The 21,379-nt window shown below is 33.9% G+C and carries 24 protein-coding genes; 10 read left to right on the top strand and 14 right to left on the bottom strand.

The features are described from left to right. On the top strand, window positions 1–3,036 hold the full coding sequence (locus H8B04_RS11825) for an SbcC/MukB-like Walker B domain-containing protein (RefSeq protein ID WP_190302483.1): 3,036 nt from the start codon (window positions 1–3) through the stop codon (window positions 3,034–3,036). Window positions 3,037–3,168: 132 nt separating this feature from the next. Here the strand turns inward: H8B04_RS11825 and H8B04_RS11820 are convergent, their stop codons facing one another. From H8B04_RS11820 to H8B04_RS11795, 6 genes are all read right to left on the bottom strand, one after another. Continuing rightward, window positions 3,169–4,191 carry a sensor histidine kinase gene (locus H8B04_RS11820; protein WP_190302482.1) on the bottom strand — a complete coding sequence of 341 codons (1,023 nt, stop codon included), beginning with the start codon at window positions 4,189–4,191 and terminating at the stop codon, window positions 3,169–3,171. 3 nt (window positions 4,192–4,194) lie between these two features. Beyond that, a complete protein-coding gene (locus H8B04_RS11815) occupies window positions 4,195–4,446 on the bottom strand; it encodes a hypothetical protein (RefSeq protein WP_190302481.1) in 252 nt (83 codons plus the stop codon). Between the two features lie 914 nt (window positions 4,447–5,360). After that, complete coding sequence (locus H8B04_RS11810) at window positions 5,361–6,527, bottom strand: ABC transporter permease (RefSeq protein WP_165289715.1); 1,167 nt, start codon at window positions 6,525–6,527, stop codon at window positions 5,361–5,363. 7 nt (window positions 6,528–6,534) lie between these two features. Next, window positions 6,535–7,497, bottom strand: a complete 963-nt coding sequence (locus H8B04_RS11805; protein WP_190302480.1) for an HlyD family secretion protein — start codon at window positions 7,495–7,497, stop codon at window positions 6,535–6,537. 2 nt (window positions 7,498–7,499) lie between these two features. After that, window positions 7,500–8,888 carry a TolC family protein gene (locus H8B04_RS11800; protein WP_190302479.1) on the bottom strand — a complete coding sequence of 463 codons (1,389 nt, stop codon included), beginning with the start codon at window positions 8,886–8,888 and terminating at the stop codon, window positions 7,500–7,502. Window positions 8,889–8,970: 82 nt separating this feature from the next. Continuing rightward, window positions 8,971–9,531 (bottom strand): Crp/Fnr family transcriptional regulator, encoded by a 561-nt coding sequence (locus H8B04_RS11795; RefSeq protein ID WP_165289718.1) that lies wholly within the window; start codon window positions 9,529–9,531, stop codon window positions 8,971–8,973. 80 nt (window positions 9,532–9,611) lie between these two features. Between H8B04_RS11795 and H8B04_RS11790 the strand changes: the two genes are divergently transcribed. From H8B04_RS11790 to H8B04_RS11770, 5 genes are all read left to right on the top strand, one after another. After that, complete coding sequence (locus H8B04_RS11790) at window positions 9,612–10,367, top strand: GIN domain-containing protein (protein ID WP_165289719.1); 756 nt, start codon at window positions 9,612–9,614, stop codon at window positions 10,365–10,367. 115 nt (window positions 10,368–10,482) lie between these two features. Then, entirely contained in the window at window positions 10,483–10,851 is a 369-nt protein-coding gene (rpsF, locus tag H8B04_RS11785) for a 30S ribosomal protein S6 (RefSeq protein WP_165289720.1), read from the top strand. Beyond that, a complete protein-coding gene (gene rpsR, locus H8B04_RS11780; RefSeq protein ID WP_148920887.1) occupies window positions 10,851–11,114 on the top strand; it encodes a 30S ribosomal protein S18 in 264 nt (87 codons plus the stop codon). The genes rpsF and rpsR overlap by 1 nt, the downstream gene beginning before the upstream one ends. A 14-nt stretch (window positions 11,115–11,128) precedes the next feature. Beyond that, window positions 11,129–11,572 carry a 50S ribosomal protein L9 gene (rplI, locus tag H8B04_RS11775; protein ID WP_165289721.1) on the top strand — a complete coding sequence of 148 codons (444 nt, stop codon included), beginning with the start codon at window positions 11,129–11,131 and terminating at the stop codon, window positions 11,570–11,572. An 86-nt stretch (window positions 11,573–11,658) separates the two neighbouring features. Further along, complete coding sequence (locus H8B04_RS11770; protein ID WP_165289722.1) at window positions 11,659–11,988, top strand: LPXTG cell wall anchor domain-containing protein; 330 nt, start codon at window positions 11,659–11,661, stop codon at window positions 11,986–11,988. A gap of 50 nt (window positions 11,989–12,038) precedes the next feature. Here H8B04_RS11770 and H8B04_RS11765 read toward each other — a convergent pair whose 3' ends face one another. The 6 genes from H8B04_RS11765 to H8B04_RS11740 form a co-directional block, all read right to left on the bottom strand. Beyond that, window positions 12,039–12,863: a hypothetical protein gene (locus tag H8B04_RS11765; protein WP_165289723.1), complete on the bottom strand. Its 825-nt coding sequence runs from the start codon at window positions 12,861–12,863 to the stop codon at window positions 12,039–12,041. 1 nt (window position 12,864) lies between these two features. Continuing rightward, on the bottom strand, window positions 12,865–13,242 hold the full coding sequence (locus H8B04_RS11760; protein ID WP_165289724.1) for a GntR family transcriptional regulator: 378 nt from the start codon (window positions 13,240–13,242) through the stop codon (window positions 12,865–12,867). A 1-nt stretch (window position 13,243) separates the two neighbouring features. Further along, the gene (locus H8B04_RS11755; RefSeq protein WP_190302478.1) at window positions 13,244–14,050 is read right to left on the bottom strand and encodes a hypothetical protein; all 807 of its coding nucleotides are present in this window, start codon (window positions 14,048–14,050) and stop codon (window positions 13,244–13,246) included. Next, window positions 14,043–14,885, bottom strand: a complete 843-nt coding sequence (locus H8B04_RS11750; protein WP_190302477.1) for an ABC transporter ATP-binding protein — start codon at window positions 14,883–14,885, stop codon at window positions 14,043–14,045. The genes H8B04_RS11755 and H8B04_RS11750 overlap by 8 nt, the downstream gene beginning before the upstream one ends. Before the next feature lie 131 nt (window positions 14,886–15,016). Beyond that, complete coding sequence (locus H8B04_RS11745) at window positions 15,017–15,184, bottom strand: Arc family DNA binding domain-containing protein (protein ID WP_165289727.1); 168 nt, start codon at window positions 15,182–15,184, stop codon at window positions 15,017–15,019. Between the two features lie 26 nt (window positions 15,185–15,210). Further along, window positions 15,211–16,077, bottom strand: a complete 867-nt coding sequence (locus tag H8B04_RS11740) for an SPFH domain-containing protein (protein WP_165289728.1) — start codon at window positions 16,075–16,077, stop codon at window positions 15,211–15,213. A 135-nt stretch (window positions 16,078–16,212) separates the two neighbouring features. Here H8B04_RS11740 and H8B04_RS11735 point away from each other — a divergent pair, with 135 nt between their 5' ends. Next, entirely contained in the window at window positions 16,213–17,370 is a 1,158-nt protein-coding gene (locus tag H8B04_RS11735; protein WP_223815403.1) for a serine hydrolase domain-containing protein, read from the top strand. Here the strand turns inward: H8B04_RS11735 and H8B04_RS11730 are convergent, their stop codons facing one another. Beyond that, on the bottom strand, window positions 17,371–17,661 hold the full coding sequence (locus H8B04_RS11730; RefSeq protein WP_165289730.1) for a hypothetical protein: 291 nt from the start codon (window positions 17,659–17,661) through the stop codon (window positions 17,371–17,373). A gap of 82 nt (window positions 17,662–17,743) precedes the next feature. Here H8B04_RS11730 and H8B04_RS11725 point away from each other — a divergent pair, with 82 nt between their 5' ends. The 3 genes from H8B04_RS11725 to H8B04_RS11715 are packed head-to-tail and all read left to right on the top strand — an operon-like array spanning window position 17,744 to window position 20,579. Next, window positions 17,744–18,403: an HAD family hydrolase gene (locus H8B04_RS11725; RefSeq protein ID WP_190302476.1), complete on the top strand. Its 660-nt coding sequence runs from the start codon at window positions 17,744–17,746 to the stop codon at window positions 18,401–18,403. Between the two features lies 1 nt (window position 18,404). Next, on the top strand, window positions 18,405–19,169 hold the full coding sequence (locus tag H8B04_RS11720; RefSeq protein ID WP_190302475.1) for a sulfite exporter TauE/SafE family protein: 765 nt from the start codon (window positions 18,405–18,407) through the stop codon (window positions 19,167–19,169). A gap of 27 nt (window positions 19,170–19,196) precedes the next feature. Continuing rightward, window positions 19,197–20,579, top strand: coding sequence for an exonuclease domain-containing protein (locus H8B04_RS11715; protein WP_190302474.1), 1,383 nt, complete (start codon window positions 19,197–19,199; stop codon window positions 20,577–20,579). On the opposite strand, the gene H8B04_RS11710 is transcribed toward H8B04_RS11715, so the two are convergent. Further along, window positions 20,541–21,155, bottom strand: a complete 615-nt coding sequence (locus tag H8B04_RS11710) for a conjugal transfer protein TraX (protein WP_262891417.1) — start codon at window positions 21,153–21,155, stop codon at window positions 20,541–20,543. The genes H8B04_RS11715 and H8B04_RS11710 overlap by 39 nt on opposite strands. Between the last annotated feature and the right edge of the window lie 224 nt (window positions 21,156–21,379).

Below are 21,379 nucleotides of genomic sequence, written 5' to 3'. Positions count from 1 at the left end.
ATGTTGCCATTATATTTAAGTATCGAAGGATTATATTCTTATCAGCAAAAGCAAGAAATTGATTTTACCGCCCTCACTGAAGCGGGGTTTTTTGGGATATTTGGCACCGTAGGTTCGGGAAAATCCTCTGTGTTGGAAGCTATAGGCTACGCACTGTATGGCGAAACGGAAAGATTAAATAGCAAAGAAAAGCGTACCTACAATATGATGAACCTGAAATCTTCGCAGGTGATTATAGATTTTCAGTTTTTAAACTTTGAAGGACGTAAGTTTCGTTTTGTCGCGCAATGGAGACGAAAGAAAAAATTTCAGGATATTACCGATCACGAGCGAAATGCCTATGAATGGATAGATGGCAATTGGTCACCGATGGAATCTAACGATGGTGCTGCGGTTACTAATTTATCGTATTCCAATTTCAGAAGAACCATTATTATTCCACAGGGACAGTTCAAAGAGTTTTTGGAGCTAAAGGGAAAAGACCGTTCGGAAATGATGAAGGAGATTTTCTTTCTGAATCAATATGACCTAGGTCCAAAAGTCTCTGGTCTGATGGCTGATAATAATAAGAAAATAGAACATCTCAAAGGTGCTTTAAGTGGCTTTGAAGAAGTGAATACAGAAATTATTGAGGAGAAAAATCAACAATTTCAAGAGCTTTCTCTTACCTTAGAAAGCTTAAAGAAAGAATTTGAACAGCTTGATTTTCACTTCAAAGCTTTACAAATAGCGAAACAAAATCGGATCGATTTAGAGATCAAGCAAGGTGAATTGTCAGCTTTGAATGAAAGAAAGCCTGCCATCCAAAAAATTGAAGCCGAGCTCAATGAGTATGAATTGGTGTTGAATAATTTTCGTGAACCACTTAATAATTTAAGTCAGCTTACGACAAGTAAAAATGCTTTACTGACTAAAATTGAAGGTTTAAAAGAATCTAAAGATGCCACTAAAATAGCTTTGACAGAAGTCGAGCAAGCACTGGAACAACTTCTACCACAATACCAGAATTTAGATAACCTGAAATCCGAAATTCAGGATATTAAACGACTTATTCAGAATGTCGAGTTTGGCAAAATCAAGGCGGATAAAGAAGTTGGTATTATTAAGGGAAATGAGTTTCTGAATGAACAAAAGCAAACTGCTGAAGCTTTAATTAAAGATATTGAACAACAAGAATCTGCGATAGAACAACTTAAATCGTCTCGTATAAATTCGTCCGAATTATTAGCTATAGATTCCTGGTATCAAAGAAATGAACAGTTGGTTCAGGATTTAAAAGAGGAACACGAACGTTTCACTAATTTCAAATCACAAATTGAAGAACTAAAAAATCAATTTGTGGTGAATGGCTATACCCAATCGGAATGGCAGCAACAAATTGAAGATAAGTTTGAAGGTTTACAACAACGTGATACCGCACTGAAGCAACGAGACAGTGATATTAGACTCAAACAAGAGCTTTCGCACTATATTCACAGTCTGCATGATGGCGAGCCTTGCCCACTCTGCGGATCAGCAGAACACCCCTCTCCTATGGAAATCGAAGCTTTAGATGAAGAAATCACACGATTACAATCAGACAAAAATAAATTACAGCAAGAAAAGGAAATATTAGAAAAACAAAAATCAGAATTACAGCTTAACAGTAGAATATTGGCTGAAAAAGAAATTGAATCCTCTAATCTACAGCAGGAAATCACCAAGATTGAAAATCTATTTCAACTTCATCAACAGGCATTTGTTTGGAAAGATTTTGATAAAGATAATCGTGCGTTTTTTGAAACGAAAAAGAATGAAATATTTCAATTAGAAGATCAACTCAAAAAGCTTGAAGAAGAGTTGAAATCAAAACGTGATGTATTGCAGACCACGAACGATAAAATTCAAAAAGCTGAAGTAAAGCTGAATGAATATCAAAATGAAATCAATGTTCTGGATGCGAATATCAGACAGAATCTACGGCAAATACAAGCTATTGAGGCTGCAGCATATGCGCAATATGATAAAGATGCTTTAGAAGATAAGGCGCAAAAAACGCAGGCAAGCATCGATAAGATCATGCAAGATTATGAGCTTTTTACCAAGCAATTGTTGAGTTATAGAACCCAATATGCTCAAATAAAAGGGACATATACCGAAGCGCAAGAACAACACGCGCTTTACGCAAATCAGCTTAAAGAAATACAGCATTCTGTACACAAATTACTAAATGAACTTAATTTTCCTGATGTAGCAACTGTTAAGTCAATATTAGATAAAAGCCTTAATTCCAGCTTGTCAAGAAAATCAGTTCAGGATTTTTATGTTGCCTACTCCACATTGGAGAATCGAATTCAGGAATTACAAAAGATTTCTGAACAGGACAATTATTCAGAAGATCGATTCAACGAATTGTCTCATTTAATTCAACTTAAAAAAGAAGAATTAAATCTGCAGATCGAAATTTATGGTGCTTTGAAAGACGATTTAGACCGCTTGACCATTGAACTAGCGAAGAAGCAAGAATTGCTCCTAGAATATCAGAAACTTGATACCCGCAAGAAAAACTTAGATGTTCTGTTCAATATGTTCAAGGGAAATGGTTTTGTAAATTATGTTTCAAGCATTCATTTGCAGAGATTGTGTGAAATTGCAAATCATCGTTTTCATCGTTTGACCAAAAATCAGTTGAGCTTGGTCATCAATGAGAATAATGAATTTGAGGTTATAGATTACTTAAATAATGGCTACCGACGTTCAGCCAAAACGCTGTCTGGCGGTCAGGCTTTTCAAGCTTCCTTGTGTTTGGCTTTAGCTTTGGCAGAAAATATTCAGTCTTTGAATAAAGCAGATAAGAACTTCTTCTTTATTGACGAAGGCTTCGGTACACAGGATTTGGAAAGCATTAATACGGTATTTGATACCTTACAATATCTACATCAAGAAAATCGCGTTGTCGGTATTATTTCTCACGTGGAAGAATTGAAAGAACGTATGCCTCGTTCTATTACAGTGATCAAAGATTTAGAAAAAGGAAGTCAAATTATGTTAAACTAAGATAAAATAATAAATTGATTTAAAGCGTATTACGTTATTTTTGGTTTGAAAAACAGCAATAAGTTTTTGTTATGTTATAAAATAAGAGAGTATCCCCTGCACCTGTCTAATACAAGGCAGGGGATTAATATTTTAGCCGTTAATAGGATTTGGGAAACAATGAATATAAATGGATGTGCCTATATTCTTTTGCGACTCGATTTTGATGGATCCGTTAAGATTCTGAACTCGAGAAAATAAGCTTCGCATTCCTAAACCTCCTTTATTTTTTGCTTCTTCCACATCCATTCCTTGACCATCATCTTCAATAGATATTATCACCATACCAGACTCCTTGTCTGTTTGTATTTGAACTAAAACATTTTGCGCCTTAGCATGCTTTACAATGTTATGTAAAACTTCCTGGATTATACGATATAGCGTGATTTCATCTTCTACCATGATATTTGTAGGTACACTGATGATTTGAAGGCGAATTTGAAATTGCTCGTTTTGAATCTTTTTACAATACTGTTTTATTGCTTCTAGCAAACCAAATTTTTCTACAATAAGAGGTGTTAGATTATAGACAATTCGATTTAATTCTTGTTTAGTTTCGTCAATGTATTCTAATATTCGGTTAGTATGCTCAGTCTGTGCAGGATTTAATTTCGTAGATTCTTGATAGCTGTACATGGATATCTTAATGGATGACAATAAACCGCCAATGCTATCGTGAAGATCTGTAGCAATTCGATTTCGCTCACGATCTTCCACTTGCTTAAGCAATTGCATTTCATCAATCATTCTGTTATTTTCTTCTTCCTCCAATTTAGCTTTCAATAAGTCATATTCTTGTTTAGCCAGAATTTTATTGTGTTTTTGAGCTCTAATAACCAAAAATAAGACTATAAGTATTAAAATTAAAGAAACGGCAAGTCCAGCAATAAACAAACTATTTCGTTGTTTTGTCAATTCTGCTTTCTCATTACTAATTTTTAGGTTTTCTATTTCAGCTAATTTCTCATCGAACTTCATGTTGTAACTAAGTTCTTCGGCATATAAGTGCTGATTTTTAAACTTTTGTTCATTCATGAATGTGAACAACATGTCATACGTCTCAAAAGCCTTATCATATTGCCCATTTGCTTTATAAGCATCTATCAAACTTTTCAACACTTAATAACGATAATGCGCAAAATCCTTATTATTGTTGGCAATAACTGTCTTATATTTTTCTATGGCTGCTGCAAATTGTTTGCGTAAAACCAAAACTCTGGCTTGCATAAATTGGTTATACAAAATTTCCGAAGTGTCCGGTACACTTGTGGCAATTTGGTAGCCTTCATTCAAAAGTTGATTTGCCTTTTCGTACTCGCCTCTATAAGCTTCAGTCAAGCCTAATAAACTTTTTATTCTAGCATTGAACAAAGAATGAAGTTCTGCACGTTTTATATTATTGGCAATGGTGATATATTTTCGAACACTGTCTATTTGGTTTTTTTTAAAATAAACTGAGGCAATGAAAATTTCTGTTGCACCCGCAAAACCCGGATGATAAACAAAATCTTCTTCGATAAATATGCCTTATATAAATGCTCTAAAGCTTTGTCAAGTTCATTAAATCCATAATAATAACTTCCAATTCTATGGTGATAGTTCCTTATTATCTGAGGATTTTTCGTTTTAAGGATGATGGGGTGAATATCTGCAAAGACTTTTAATCTCGTGTGATCATGCCCCTTATTTGCATAGGCATTACCTAGATTAGAATTTAGCAAAGCTACCTTTTCCAGAATTTCTGTCTTTTGATTATCTCCAATATATTTTAATGCTTGCTTCGCTATTTCTATACATTTATCTACGTCGGTAAATAAGAAACAAATCGCATACGTATTTAATGTGTTTGCATAAAATAAGGTATCAGAAGTGTAAGTTGGGTTATTTAAAATATTCTTTTCAATATAGTCAATAACAAATGGTGCGTTATTTGCAAAATTAGTATTTAGTAAATCCGTGATATGATCTCGGACTTTATTATAATCCTTCTCTTTTTTTATTACATTTTCAAGCGAATCATTGAAACGTAATAAGTCTTTTGATATAGGATTACTATAACACTGAAATAAAATAAATATAAAAAACGTGACTAATACCGTTTCTTTGATTTCATAGAAAGGCAGTCTTTGTGGAAATATTTTTAAAGATAAGATTTTCTTATTTAAGAAATTTATAGTTTACAAAGAAATTTTTATTTTATCAGGATTATATAAAAATATTAATAACAAAAAAGGCTAAGTGTTAAACATTTAGCCCTTCCCCTTGAATATAATTAATATCTAACATTAAGCTACTTGCGCTTCCTTTTTGGTCTTGTTAATTTTTATTTGCAACAGAATCACAGACAAAATCAAAGTTACACCTGCAATAATAACTAAACCCCATACTGAACTTGTAACCATATCCACCGTGCCTTTCTCCACGATCAACGTACGGAAAATTTTAAGGTAGTGAGTTAACGGAATACAGTTAGCTATATTAACAACCCAATTTGGCATTTGACTCAAGGGCCAAGTAAAACCACTTAGAATAAAAGATGGGGTTGCTATAACCATTAAAATTTCCGTTGCTTTCAGTTGATTTGGAATAGCAATACTTACTAAAATTCCTAAAAAACCTACTGCCAATAAGAATAATACCGAAGTACCCCAAAATGCAAAACCTTCTACATGCAATGGCATTCTATACAGTAATGAATAACCATAATATAAGGCATAAATTAAAACGGACATCAGTAAGTACGGGGTAATTTTCACCAATAATAGCTCAAAAACATTCGAACATTTGAATATTAGCTCACTGAAAGTTCCTTTTTCAAATTCCGAAGCAAAACTCAATGCCAATCCTAGCATCATGACTTGTTGAAATACCGTCAAGAGTACCCCTGGTAGCATAAAGTACAGGTAGTTACCCGAACGGAAATTTTGTCTGATGATGGTGGTTTTAAATGGCTCATATTGTTGTGAAGCGATATACGAAGGAACCCCTTTTTTCTCCAACCCTTTGATCTGAATTCCTGCTTTCAACGTACCTGCACACACATTCACCGCCATCATTGCATAGTTAGAAGTCACCGTGTTTGAGGCATTCACAAACATGGTGACTTCTGTAGGACGGTTGTAATTAATATCCGAAGAAAAATTCTTTGGAATATTGACCACTACTGTAGCTTCTTTACGTAAAGCTTCCTCATGCGAATTGAAATTATCATTTAAGATCGAAGCAACATAAATCACTTCATTCTCATTGAACATATCAATCAATTGTTTGGAAAGCGGTGTTTGGTCCTCATCCACCACGATGATAGGAATGTGTGTTACAGTACCTTTTTTGTAAACCGAACCAACCAACAAACCATACATCAAAGGAGCGCCAAGAAAAAGCATCACCAATACCTTATTCTGAAAGAATAACTGGAATTCTCTTTTGACTAAACTTATAAAGTTTTTCATGATTTCCTTATTTAGTAGATTCTACAACAAATGTAGCTTTAGTCAATAATTCTTTGCTAGAAGTCGTATCTGTAGGTTTCAGACGAATCTCAAACATAGCTTCTTGTTGTTCGAAGTCTGGATAAGCTGTACTGATATTCGCATAGGACGTCAATGTTTTTATTGTTTCTACCTTAGCTTGAATCTGTTTATTATCCAAATAAGGAATGCTCAACGTTTTGACAGCACCTTTTTGGAAATCTTTTACTTTACTTTCTGGAACGGTCACGCGGAAATAAGTTCCTTCTGTAATGTATCCTGAAGCTAAGCTATAGCCAGCCAACGCTAACTCCCCTACTTTCAGATTGATAGTTTCAATAGACATATCCTGTGGCGCAATGATATAACGTTCTTTGGCAGCCACATTCACTTCAGAAACTGCTCCTAAAGCACGTTCTTTTTGACCCAAGGCCATTTTTTGCTGCTCAATACGTGCACCATGATTTACATCCGCGATTTCTGCTTGCGCAGCCAAATATTGGTTTCTAGCGCCTTGGTATTTAGCATATACCTCGTCGTATTTTTGTTGTGAAACCAACGAATCCTGCAATAGATTACGCATTCTATCCAAAGACTTTTGTGCAAACTCATATTGCTCTTTTAATCCATCCACCTTAGCGCGCAATTGTTGCAATTGACCATCAGTCGCTCCTTTTACCGCCATATCGTATTGCGCTTGCGCCGATTCTAATGCTCCCTGAGCCTGTGCCGCTTTGGCGTCCACTTCGGGTAGTTCCAGAATAATTAGTGTGTCTCCTTTATGTACGAATTGTCCTTCTTCTACTAAAATCTGCTGAATTTTACCTGGGATTTTAGTCGTTACGGATAATTGTTCTCTTTCTATTTTACCCTCAATTTTCTTTTCTGCTTTCTCTGATGAGCAACTTTGCAACACCAATAAAAGACCTAAAGTATATGCTATATTTTTCATAGTTATCTACTAATGGTTTGATATAAATTACCGTTTGATTTCAACACTTCTGTAGCCGCTGTACGCTGACTTAAAATTTGATTGTAATAATTCAAAGATTGTTTGTAATACTCGTTCTCCGCTTCCAATCTTTCTGTGACATCTTGTAAACCTTCTTCAAACTGACGTGAAGCTAAATACATATTGTTTTTAGCAATAGTCATCTGTTGTTGGTTTACAGAGATTTTTTTCATAGCTAATTCATAATCCGATTTGGTCTTCCGTTGCAAAAGACTCAGCTTTTCTTTTGTGTCTTCTAACTTATTGTTGTTGATTTCCAAATCCAATTTAGCTTTCTCGACAGCAGCTTTATGAGATTTACCTTCGAAAATATTCCATTTCATTCCCACACCGACAGCAAAAGTTGGCGCCATTTGAAAATGATTGGATTGTAATTTCAAATCTCCCAATTGAGGAACGTCTTTTATAGTCAATTTACTATCAAAAGCATTTAAATAGGAAATATTACCAAAAGCGAATAACATAGGCAATTGCGCTCCCTTTTCTTTTTTCAGTGCAAACTCATATGCTTTTTGTGAAGTTTCTAAAGTTTCTATTTCTTTTCGGTTCATCGCTGTAGCATCCTCAGCCAACAGGATTTCTTGTAATGGATACGAAACTGCTTGTAATTCTTCCATTGGAAGTCCTGTTAATTCTTCCAACTTATAATACAACAATTCGCGGTTGCTTTGAATTTCTGCACGCTTGCTTTCCAGTTCTAGCATAGCTAACTTAATTTTATCGCGATCATAAGGAATCGCCACCCCATTTTCAATAGCTTTAACCACTTTAAGATGTTCCTTATTCAGACGTTTTTCGGAGTCATTAATCAACACATCAACTTCTTTTAGTAACATTAGCTGATCAAAAGAAGTGATTACTTCCTGTGCCAATTGATCATATCCAGCTTCAGTCATGAGAGAAAGTGCTTTTTGCTTTTGCTCTAAAGCCTTTTGACCATTGGTAATTTGTAAACCACTAAAAATAACCTGTGTAGCAGTCACGCCTGTTGCAAAGACTTGAGAAGAAACATTGCCTTTGGTAGTGCCTTCGAAGAGATTAATTCCTGTAATCGGTAACTGTTGGGTGGGTAAATCCACGTCAAGTCCCGTATTCACGTAACCATACAAAGCATTCATAGATACTTTAGGGAGTAATTTTCCCCTTACATCTTCCCTATCCAAAGCCACTTTTTTATTTTCCAAATTAGCATTCTGGATAGATTTATTGTGTCTAATAGCTGATTCCACTGGACTACTAAATAAATTTAATTGCTCTTGTGCAAATAAACTGTCATTTAGTGTGCTACACAAACACAAACCTACTGTAACTAATAGTGTATTTTTTTTCATAAAAAGATCTTCTGACTTTTATAACATCACAAAGATCAAGATTGTTTCATAATAAAATTTTCAGATATCTTAAAAAATGAAATTACTTCATTCCTCGAATAACAGAAAGAGTTTGTTGAGAAACTCCCAAATATGAAGCAATATGTCCTAAGGAAGCATTTTGTAATAAGGTAGGATTTTCAGTTAATAAAGAAGCATATCGTTCATGCGCCGTCTCAAACTGGCTGTTATAAAATCTTTTAGAAAAAGAAATTAAATTATCTAATAATATTTTTTCAATAATATGATTTATGGTGATGTTTTTATTGGCTAGTTCACGGATTGGTGCAAAAGGAATTTGAATAATCTTGGAAGGAGCTAACGCCTGAAACCCAAATAAAGTTGGCTTTTGGTAAAATACACTCTCTATACCTGTACTAAATGTATTTTCACCGTAGAAATAATGCGTAATATCTTTCTTGTTCTTATAATAATACACCCGAGTAAATCCTGATTCGATAAAATAGATATGCTTCAAATAGCTATTTGGTTCAAAAATCAAATCTCCCTTCCCGTATTCCTTCGTTTCGCTGATCGATTCAAAGAAAAATTCCAATTCCTCATCTATATGATACAAATTTTTGAAATGCTCAATTAAAGTCATAGACAAATATAGAAATCAAAAGATAAGCGAAGAAACCAGATAATATAATTATATTAGATATATAAATAATCACCAATATTATGAAAAGGACAATTGTATTTTTCCTAGCTTATTTCTCTTTGGCCGTAACATTTGCCCAATATAAGGAAACAAGAAAAATTGCTAATCATCATGGAATATCAGTCGCTACGAGTCTAAATGCCGCTTATGTGGAATCAGATAGGAACGAAATAGTGTTAGAGAGTGAAAAGAAAGATTACCTTGATTTAATTATAACTGAAATAAAAAATGATGTATTAACTATTAGATATAAACCTAATACATCAATTAGAACTTCAAAACCAAATAAAGTTACCATTTACTCCAATTCTAAATTAAAAGTATTAAAAGCTACTTCAAGTGCTACTTTACATGTGGATGCTCCAATTACTTCATCTCCCGTGTCTATAGTAGCTAATTCATCCGGAAAAATCAGCGCAAGACATATTAAAGCTGATAATATGGACATCGAAGTCACATCTTCTGGAAAATTTGATTCACACATCTTAGCGAGCACTGCCGTAATTGAAGCTTCAAGTTCAGGTAAGATCTCCTTGGCTGGAAAGATAGATAATTCAACAATCGATATGAGTTCGTCTGCATCTTTAGATTTAGAAAAAGTAACTATAAAGAATTTGGTTTGCAAAGGTAGTTCCTCGGCAAAGTTAGACATTAGTACAGCTAATACATTAAAGAGCAATCTTTCCTCCTCTGCTAAAATTTCTTATGCAACTCAGCCGACTCAAATTTTGGAAAACAAAACATCCTCAAGCGGCAGATTAGTTAAAAAGTCATAAGGAAGGTTTTGATCTTGGAATATTTGCATAAATTATTTGACAAATAAGAATATTTATCTACCTTTGCACTTCCGTAAGTACGGAAAATTTAAATTAACATAATTATTTAAAAACAATGCAACAGTACGAATCTGTAATCATTCTTACCCCGTTGCTTTCAGAAGATGCTGCGAAAGAGGCAATTGCTAAATTCAAAAACATCTTAACAGAAGGCGGAGCCGAAATTATCGCTGAAGATAATTGGGGTTTGAAAAAATTAGCGTATCCAATCCAGAAAAAAACTACTGGATTTTATCACTTAACTGAATTCAAGGCTCCAGGTGAATTAATTAAAAAATTAGAGGTTGAATACAAACGTGATGAGCGTGTGATGCGTTTCTTAACTATCGCGCTTGATAAGCACGCTGTAGCTTACAACGAGAAAAAACGTAGCGGTGCATTCAACAAGAAAGCTGAAACTAAAACTGAGGAGGTAGCAAACTAATGGCAAACGAAAACATCCAATACGTGACTGCTCCTAAAGTAGAGGACAACCGTAAAAAATACTGTCGTTTCAAAAAGAATGGTATCAAATACATCGATTATAAAGATGCTAACTTCTTGTTGAAATTCGTTAACGATCAAGGTAAAATCTTACCTCGTCGTCTTACTGGTACATCATTGAAATTCCAACGTAAAGTTGCTCAAGCTGTGAAACGTGCGCGTATCGTAGGCTTATTACCTTACGTAGCTGATTCATTAAAATAAGGAGGATACGATAAATGGAAATTATATTAAAACAAGATGTTAAGCACCTTGGTGAGAAAGACGATATCGTAGTAGTAAAACCAGGTTACGGTCGTAACTACTTAATTCCTCAAGGATTTGCTACATTAGCAACTTCATCTGCTAAAAAAGTATTGGCTGAGAACATCAAACAAGCTCAGTTCAAACAAGACAAAATCAAGAAAGATGCTACAGAATTAGCTGCTAAATTAGAAAACGTTAAGTTGTCTATCGGTGCTAAAGCTGGTGAGTCTGGTAAAATCTTCGGTAAAGTAAATAGCATCCAAATCGCTGATGCATTGAAAGCTCAAGGTTATGACGTAGACCGTCGTCGCATCACTTTCGAAGTAGAGCCTAAAACTGTAGGTGAATACATCGCAAACTTAAACTTACACAAAGAAGTGAAAGTTCAAGTTCCTTTCGAAGTTGTAGCTGAATAATTAGTTATTCGCTCAAAATATAAAGGAGATAACCCATGGTTATCTCCTTTTTTGTTATGTTTGTGTTTCAATAAAATGTATTCACTATGAAACCAAAAACTATAATCATCGCTATACTTCTCGCTTTAGTAGGAATTATTTTATTCAATAATAAGGAAGAAAGTTCGTTTTGGTTATTCGGTGATATCCGCACTTCAAAACTTTTAATTCTTGGTATCTTCTTTTTGCTAGGTGTGATTACTGGAGGAATACTTTTTAGACGAAGAAAGAAACATCCTTCAGAATATGGCATAAACAATCCTGTTTTCGAACCTCGTGTTGAGCCAACAACTGCAGATGATAATTATATCGATTCTCCATACAAACCAAACGATGGTTTATCAGATGAGGATAGAGAGTTCTTGAGAAGAGACTAAACAACAAAAGCGTCATAAAACGACGCTTTTGTTATGTCTGAGATTTTATTTTACTTGATTAAATTCTTTAGTAAAAATACAGGCAAATTTGTTGATGTACTGTCAGAAAGATTTCCTTCTATTTTATCTACAGAAATTTTATTTGGCAAACTAATAGTTGATTTACCTTGTGTAACAACGGATAAACTAGAGATTGTCGTAGGACCATTTGGCTCTTCAATAGCAAATCTGGAATTCTCGGCCTGAACGGCTAAACCTTTGAGCGTGGATGGCTGTAGTTTAATCGAAGAATTTGTTAGTTTAAGATTTAGGTTTTCCAAATTCCCAATTTTGAATGTGTTATCAATAGATGAATTCGTTAAACTCAGATCCAAAGATTTTAAACTTTCATTTTCTATATTATAAGATCCCCATGAAGCATTAAGGAAGTTCAATTTCAATGAATCTTCTGACGTAACCAAATTATCTAGATTTAAATTTGACAAAGTCACATTCTCAAAATGAGGCGCGTACAAGTAAACATGTAAGTGATGATATGACTTTGTTTTAAAGTTTAATATAAGTCCATTTTTATCGGATAAAACCTCTACTTCATTTGTCTCAGAATTACTTTTGAATCCATAAGTCTCATCTTTAATTAAATGCAGTTGCACTCCCCTATGGTGTTCACTATTTAATTTTATACTGCTGTAAGTTTTTAGTTTAGACGCCTTCAAGTATTTACTTTCTGACGAGAAATTTTTGGATTCATTTTCCATGCTCTTCCAATATTCTTGACTATCGATACCACCAACATTAGCAACAACGACAATACTCAAAATTAGTGTAAATAAGCCTACGCCTAGCCCTATTAATAATTTATTACTTAATTTCATTTTAGTTCGATTTATAATTTTCATTAATGAAAGCATCATATCTCTCCTTCAATTCCTCTAATGAGATATCAAGAAGATAGATATTTTTGAAAACTTGAGGAAGATCTTCCTTCACGAAGATTTCTTTCTTATACTTTTTTATTTGTGAAAAAGAATCTGGTGTCACAAAAAAACCAACGCCACGCTTATTCGAAATAATACCTTGCTGCTGCAAAAAATCATAAGTACGCATGACTGTATTTGGATTCACGGCTATTTCAATAGCCAACTCACGCACGGACGGTAGTTTGGAATCTATTGGCAACTTACCAAGCAGAATATTCTCACAAATATGATCTACAATTTGCAAATAAATTGCTTTATTTGGGTTAAAATCCATATTAAGCCTCCTTTTCTTTCAATCGAACATATGTGATTGCCCACAAAATAATTGTTATAGTCCACCCCAGAACAGCAAATAAAAACAACATTAATTTTTTATTGTCTATATAATCATTTTCTTCTAATTGCATATGTCCTAAAAAGAATAATCTATAAATACTATAAATTAGAAAAAAACAAAGTCCAGCATATACCGCAACAGATACTATTGTTTTGATAAAGTGCTTGTTCTTAAAATATATTGATCCCAGCAAAAAAAGCGCATTAATTGTAAACGGTAGAAATACAAAATATTTCACTGGATCTATATATATTATTTTGTGCAAGTAAGGTAAATTATCGCGTACTATTTCTTTACCATTTTCTACATAAGTTGTCGTGCTTGTGGTAAATGATCGTACATAATTCATAAACCCAAAATCTACAATATGGAATAGAAGTAAATATGTCACAAATCCTAAACCTGTTGTGTAGAATATGCCTGCAAGAAATTTTTCAAATTTAGAAGCCGGAACTAATATCTCCGCTATAGCTGCATTGGATTTGCCGTAATTTTTAAAATAAGAACTAGCCGTTAGAGAAATATAAAGAAGTCCAAAAATAATAAATAAAGGAATTCGGAATCTAAAATCATTGTTATAAATATCCATATCACCTACCTTGAAAACTTTGTAAAATTCATTCCCATAGAAATAAAGAATTATTGCCAACAAAACACCAACAATAAGGAAATACTCTTTTTTATAAGATTGCCATTGTCTACCAACAAGCAATTTGAAACGATTAAAATCAAATGTATTATTCATATTCTGCGATTAAAAATTGATTGGTAATTTTTTCATTTTCTACGGTTACAGCATTGAACAGCAATTCAAGATCAATTTTCGAATCTTCAAAATCAGCATTCGTTGAGATAACATTGTATGCTCCAATTCCTTGTTCAGCATACAGTATATCTTGGCTCAATTCCGTCACTTTTTTAAAGTGCAAACGATCTGCAATAGTTTGAATGGATTCATTCAACACGATACGATGTTGATCCAATATAATCACAGAATCAATCAAATTGTCCAAATCACGGACTTGGTGCGTAGAAATCACAATCACACGATCTTCATTCATTACGGCTGCAAGAACCTTTCTGAACTGTGCTTTGGACGGAATATCCAATCCATTAGTCGGTTCATCCATAATGACTACTTTGGTGTTGGTCGCAAGACCAAAAGAAATCAAGAATTTCTTCTTCTGCCCGTAACTCATATTTCCTAAATTTTGATTCGCAGGAATCTGAAATTCGGTAAAGAGTTTTTGAAAGTAGCTCTCATCAAAATTCGGATAAAAGCAAGAATTTGATTTTAGGTAACTTTTTACCGATACATTAGGTAAATACAAATCCTCTGGTATAAAGCAAATCTCTTTCAATAATGAAGGATTTCGCTGTTTTACATCCTGTTCAAGAATTAAAATCTCGCCTGAATTGGGATATACTAATCCAATCATATTCTTCAGAAGCGTCGATTTTCCTGCCCCATTCTTACCGAGGAGTCCATAGATATGCCCTGTATCCAAATCTAGATTCAAATCTGAAAAGATAGGTTTGTTTTTGGTATAACTAAAATTTAAGTCTTTAATGGTTATCATACTAGTGTACTATTTAAATAATACACTAATATAGATTGTAAATTTTTATTATCAAAATTATTTTAGAGATTTTTTTTATAACACTTTGAAAATCATCCTACATCAAACAAAAATGAGGCATAATGCCTCATTTAATCCTCTTTTTTTGCGTTATCCTTTTTACGCTTGCTCTTCACCAGAGCTTCATGTAGTAAAAATTCAATTTGACCATTGACACTACGAAATTCATCCTGCGCCCACTTTTCAAGTAGCTTGAATGTATCCTCATCTATGCGCACCACAAAACTTTTTTTCTTCATATCAAATCACTTTGATGATCCTATTATTAATACAAGGAGCCTGTATTTACAATTGGTTGTGCTGCTTTTTCACCGCATAATACGACCATTAGATTGCTTACCATAGCTGCTTTACGCTCGTCATCTAATTCCACAATATTCTCAGCGGATAATTTTTTCAACGCCATATCTACCATCCCAACAGCACCGTCAACGATCTTTGCACGCGCTGCTACAATTGCTGCAGCTTGCTGTCTTTGCAACATCGCACCAGCAATCTCTGCTGCATAAGCTAAGTGACTAATACGAGCTTCTTGCACAACTATACCTGCTTTTGACAAGCGCTCTGTCAACTCATTCTCTAAAATATGATTTACCTCTTCCCCACCATTACGCAAGGTAATCTCAGCCGTATCATCTTCCAAATCATCGTATGCAAAACTCACCGCCAAATGACGGACCGCAGCTTCAGATTGTGCGCGCACATAATCAAATACGCGTTCTACATCGTACGCAGCTTTATACGTATCACCAATTTTCCAAACGATTACCGCACCGATTTCAATAGGATTACCCATTTTATCATTAACCTTTAACGTTTGTCCTTGTAAGTTTTCCGAACGCAAAGACATTTTTGTCGCTGTATACAATGGATTCACAAAAAACAATCCATTTTCCTTAATTGTGCCTACATAGCTACCAAAGAAATTCAATACACGTGAATGATTTGGATGTACAATCAAAATTCCTTTAAAAATAAAAATTGAGGCTAAAAAAACTAGAATCCCAAGGAATATAAATGCAGGTCTATCGTTTAAAACCGATAAATATACAATGTAACCAGACATTAATAACAAGACAATTCCAATTCCGATGGCAGAATATCCTGAGGTAGGCTTAATAACTTTTTCCATAATTTATAAGTGTTAAAATTTGATATCATTTTGATATCATAAATATATCAAAATAAACTACAAATTCAAAATGATTTTCTTCATTAATAGTAATAATTAAAACATTCAGTATATTTAATCTATAAACCTTCAACTATGATTATCAAAATTTTAAAATGGCTTCTTGGTACGGTCATCGTACTCATTACGATTATAACATTAGGTTTACTTTTTACAGGAAATGGATATATTCTAAAAGCTGTACGAACTGTTTATTTTACGGGACACACTTCTGCTTTTTTGGAAGATTATAAATATTTTGAAAATAGAACTATTAAAGCCGGAGCTTCTCAACCTTGGCCACAAGCAAAAGATTATAATTCCGTAAACAGTACATCAAAATTGGATTCCATTCATCAAGCCAATAAGACTATAGCGTATTTGATAATTAAGAACGATAGTATTTGGTTTGAAAAATATTATGATGGTTTTGACGAAAATTCGCTTACAAATTCCTTCTCCATGGCAAAAAGTATAACAGCTGCTTTGCTTGGAAAAGCTTTGGAACTCGGATATATTATTAGTTTGGATGAAAAAGTGAAGTCTTATTTGCCCGAATTGAAAGGTGAATTTGCAGCAGATTTGGCGATTAGAGATTTAGTGACGATGCGTTCGGGATTAGAATGGGATGAGCGATACAATTCACCATTTTCTATTACTACTAAAGCTTATTTTTATAAAAACGTAAGTAAAGCCATGCTAGAATTGCCTATTTACAAATTTCCAAATCAAAAGTTTAAATATCAAAGCGGAGATACCCAATTATTGGGAATGGTGCTTTCCAAGGCAATACCAAGCAATTTATCTGACTTTCTATCAGAACACTTTTGGAAGCTGATGGGTGCTGAAAACGATGCATTATGGCAAATTTCACCAGAAGACGGTATCGAAAAAACATATTGTTGTATCGCTAGTAATGCCAGAGATTTCGCTCGATTCGGTAAATTATATACCAACAACGGCAAATGGGGTAATCGACAAATTTTGGATTCTAACTATGTCCAACAATCTTTGCAGCCAGCGGCTGAAGATTCTCAGCAATATGGTTATGGTTGGTGGTTAGGCGAATATCAAGGGAAAAAGATTGTCTATATGGACGGACATCTCGGTCAATTTGTGATTTCTATTCCCGAAGACAGGATTATGGTCGTTCGATTGGGACATATGCACGACAAATCTGGAAAGAGAACACCAGATGGAGCATTCTATCAATATATCGATCAAGCTTATAAAATGTTAGCTAAAGAAGAATAATCAATCGGTTATTCTTCTTTGCGTTTTTAATTCGTAAGTGCCTTTAGTTTTATTGACAATGGAATCGTATTTCAAAACCACCTTATCACCTACTTCGTACTTTCCATTACGAATATCCCTATAACGAATTTTGTAATCACTCCCCTCGACATAAAATCCACGCATATGTCTTTTTCCTGATCGTTTGATTTTACGAATCGTAAACTCACGCTCTTTTGAGTACGTTTCGTAAACATCACTATCACATGAAAAAAGAAAGAGAGCTATTAGGCTAATTAGTATATGTTTCATTTGTGTCTAAAATAATAAAATCCTAAGTAATCTCCACGCTAAAATGACCATATTCAGACTAATTTATAGTTATATTTGCGCCATGAATCAATATGCCGTATTATTTGATATGGATGGTGTAATCTGCCATACCAATCCTCATCACGCTAAAGCATTCGAAGCTTTTTTTGACAAATACCAAATTCCTTATACCGAGAAAGAGTTTGAAGACCATATGTATGGTAAACACAATAGCCATATTATGACTTACTTTTTCAAAAGACCAGTACATGGTGAAGAATTAATTCAGCTCGAAAATGAAAAAGAACAATTGTTTCGTGAATTGTACAAAGATAAAATAGAAACCATTCCAGATTACAAAACTTTCTTAGCGGACCTAAAAGCTAATAATTTCAAAACTGCAGTATGTACTTCGGCACCGAGAGCTAATATGGATCTTATTGTAGATCACTTAGACATTCGCAAGGAAATGCAATCACTAATGAGCAGTGAAGATGTTAAATTACATAAGCCTCATCCTGAAGTATATTTGAATTCAGCAGCACGATTGGGTGTTGATCCTAGTAACTGCGTGGTATTTGAAGATTCATTTTCTGGTGTCACAGCGGGATTAAATGCTGGGATGAAAGTCGTTGCTGTATTAAGCTCACACACTAAAGAGCAATTACCAAAATGTTCTTTCTATATTAATGATTATTCTGAAATCAGCGCAGCAAAAGTGTTGGAAATATTAAAAGCATAATATGCAAGAAGCACTGCAATTAATATCTAGTCCCTATAGTTGGTCATTGTATTTTATCTGTGCAATGCTCATTGGTATTTCCAAGACGGGAATACAAAATATCGGCACACTTGCAGTGCCCCTTTTTGCTTTGCTATTTGGTGCAAAATATTCTACGGGCATCGTATTAATATTACTTTGTTTTGCTGACTTAGTAGCTGTTATTTATTACCGCAAAGCCTTTCTATGGAACGAAGTCAAAAAGCTTTTGCCCCTAGCGTTTGTCGGGCTTTTGGTAGGATTGTTTTTGGGTAATTATGTGGATGATAAAACTTTCAAAATATGCATTGGTATATGTATCATTGTAGGTGTTTTTATTATGCTTTGGATGGAAAAATCTTCCGAAGAAAAGCAAAAATTACTTACTGAAAAGAAATGGTATTCGCCTTTGTTCGGTTTTATTTTAGGTTTTTCTACCATGATTGGAAATGCTGCTGGTCCAGCTCTATCGGTCTATATGCTTTCCAAAAGATTAGATAAAATTACTTTTGCAGCAACTTCAGCCTGGTTTATATTTATCCTCAACCTGAGTAAAATTCCATTGCAGGTTTTTGTGTGGCATAATATTACTTGGGCAGGTCTGATGCTAAATATAATGGCAATTCCTTTTATTTTATTGGGTGGCTTTATTGGTATTAAAATCATAAAAGTTCTGCCAGAAAAAACATTTCGTTATATTATTATTTCTTTAGTAATAATCGCCTCTATCCTATTGATAATTCTGTAATCCGAAAGTTGTTTGTACTTTTGCTTTATGGAATATGCTATTGTGGATATAGAGACAACGGGATCGTACGCGGCAGGAAATAAAATAACCGAAATAGCTATCGTCATCCATAATGGAACTCATATTTTGGAAAAGTTCCAATCTTTAGTTAATCCTGGAGCAATCATCCCCTTCCATATTCAAGCTTTAACAGGCATCAGCAATGAAATGGTCGAAGATGCGCCTTACTTTAATGACATTGCTTCCACAGTTTACAATTTGTTGCACAAACGAATTTTTGTGGCACACAATGTAAATTTTGATTATTCCTTTTTGGTGGAAGAACTTAAAAATGCAGGATATTCTTGGCGTGCCCCCAAATTGTGTACGGTGAGACTTTCGCGCAAAATCATCCCAAACCAATCATCTTATAGTCTAGGAAAACTTTGCCAAAATTTAGGCATTATTATTCACGATAGACATCGTGCTATGGGTGACGCAGATGCCACGGTTACTTTGTTTGAAAAATTGGTTAGAGAGGATAAAGAAAATCTGATCGAGAGCACCTTAAAAAAGACAAAAGAACATCGTTTACCAACGCATATTAATGAAGATGATTTTTTAAAACTGCCCGAAACTACGGGTGTTTACATTTTTCACAATGCTACAGGAAAAATCATTTATGTAGGTAAAGCTGTTAATATCCGTAAAAGAGTATTAAGTCACTTTTCAGGTACTAACGGTACACAAAAGAGACAGGCTTTTATTAATGATATTCATCATATTGATTATTTGGAAACAGGTACAGAACTCATGTCACTCTTGACAGAATGTAAGCTGATAAAACAATATTGGCCTACGCATAATAGAGCTTTGAAGAAGTTTGAACCAAAATTTTCGCTTATCCAATATACAGACCAAAATGATTACATCCGTTTGGTTGTTTCACCTTATGACAAGCATGCAAAGGCTATTCAACATTTTGAGCGCCCGTATGAAGCTAATCAACTCTTGTTGCAATTGATGGAAGAATTTGAGTTGGATAATAAGCTTTGTTATTTCTACAGCGTACACAATGAGCCTAAACCAAAATTGAATTATGCAACACTTCCCAATGTTGATCAGCATAATGAAAAGGTTGAAGCCGCAATAGAAAAGATTGCTGCTCAATCGAAATCATTTGTGTTGGTGGATCAAGGACGAAATTTGAACGAGAAATCTTATATTCTATTCAGGAATAACACTTTATATGCGTTTGGCTATTTTGATGTTGAGTTAGATATTGTAGATTATGAAGATCTTGTAAAAGAAGATGACAAGTGTTTAAGTAATTATTACATGAACTCTTTGGTGTTGCAATACATCGAAAGATACCCCAGCAAAGTCAAAAAATTACTCCATAAAGCAGCGATTGACTATCCAATAGATTAATAAATGTGCTGGATAAAAGATATAATACAATAATTCTGTTTTCTTTCCTCGTTCTCCGTTGTATAAATAAATGGGGACGAATCCTAGAATAGCAGCGGCTTGTGTAGATATTCTGAACATGTAGAATACATTAAGGATTCCGACAGTCAGAAACTGTTTCAGCTTATTGGATCTAAACACATAAAAGCAAATCACTTGTAATACACCCAAATATAAATAATCGAAATAAAACAGATTACTCGCAGTGACTAAGCAAGCTATAAGTAATATTTTGACATCGGATGATATCTTCTTAGAATCAATTATACATAATGAAATGAGTCCGGCTGATAGAGTGAAAAATACATTCTGACGAAAAGGATCATAAAGTGAATTGCTAAAAGCCCAATCATACGGTATTTCAGAAAAGATAGCAAATATTAATAGCCTAAAAAGATATTTTCCTTTGTTTCTCGTATGTATAAAACCTTCCACTAATAAAAAGGCGTATAAAATAAACGCCAATCTTCCAATGACTTTAAGAATATATAAATCAGGAAAAATAATACGCGCCAAATGATCTAAAAACATAGCCATTAAAGCCATTAATTTAAGCTGATAAGCGTTTAATGAAAAAAACTATTTTTAGAAATCATTTAATAATAAGCAACTTTAAAATTTCTTTGAATCACAAGTGTCCTAAATAAAAATTTTAGACATATAATATACCTCCTTATCTAGCTTCTAGATAAGTTTTCTGTTTTAAAGTCAAATTATACCCTCTATATTACTTTTAGAATAGTTTAAATTGCCCAATTTTG

Origin of the sequence: Sphingobacterium litopenaei, from assembly GCF_014692495.1 — a bacterium.
Lineage (GTDB): Bacteria > Bacteroidota > Bacteroidia > Sphingobacteriales > Sphingobacteriaceae > Sphingobacterium > Sphingobacterium litopenaei.
The sequence above is the reverse complement of the archived record's forward strand: the minus strand, read 5'-3'. Positions and strand labels throughout refer to the sequence as shown.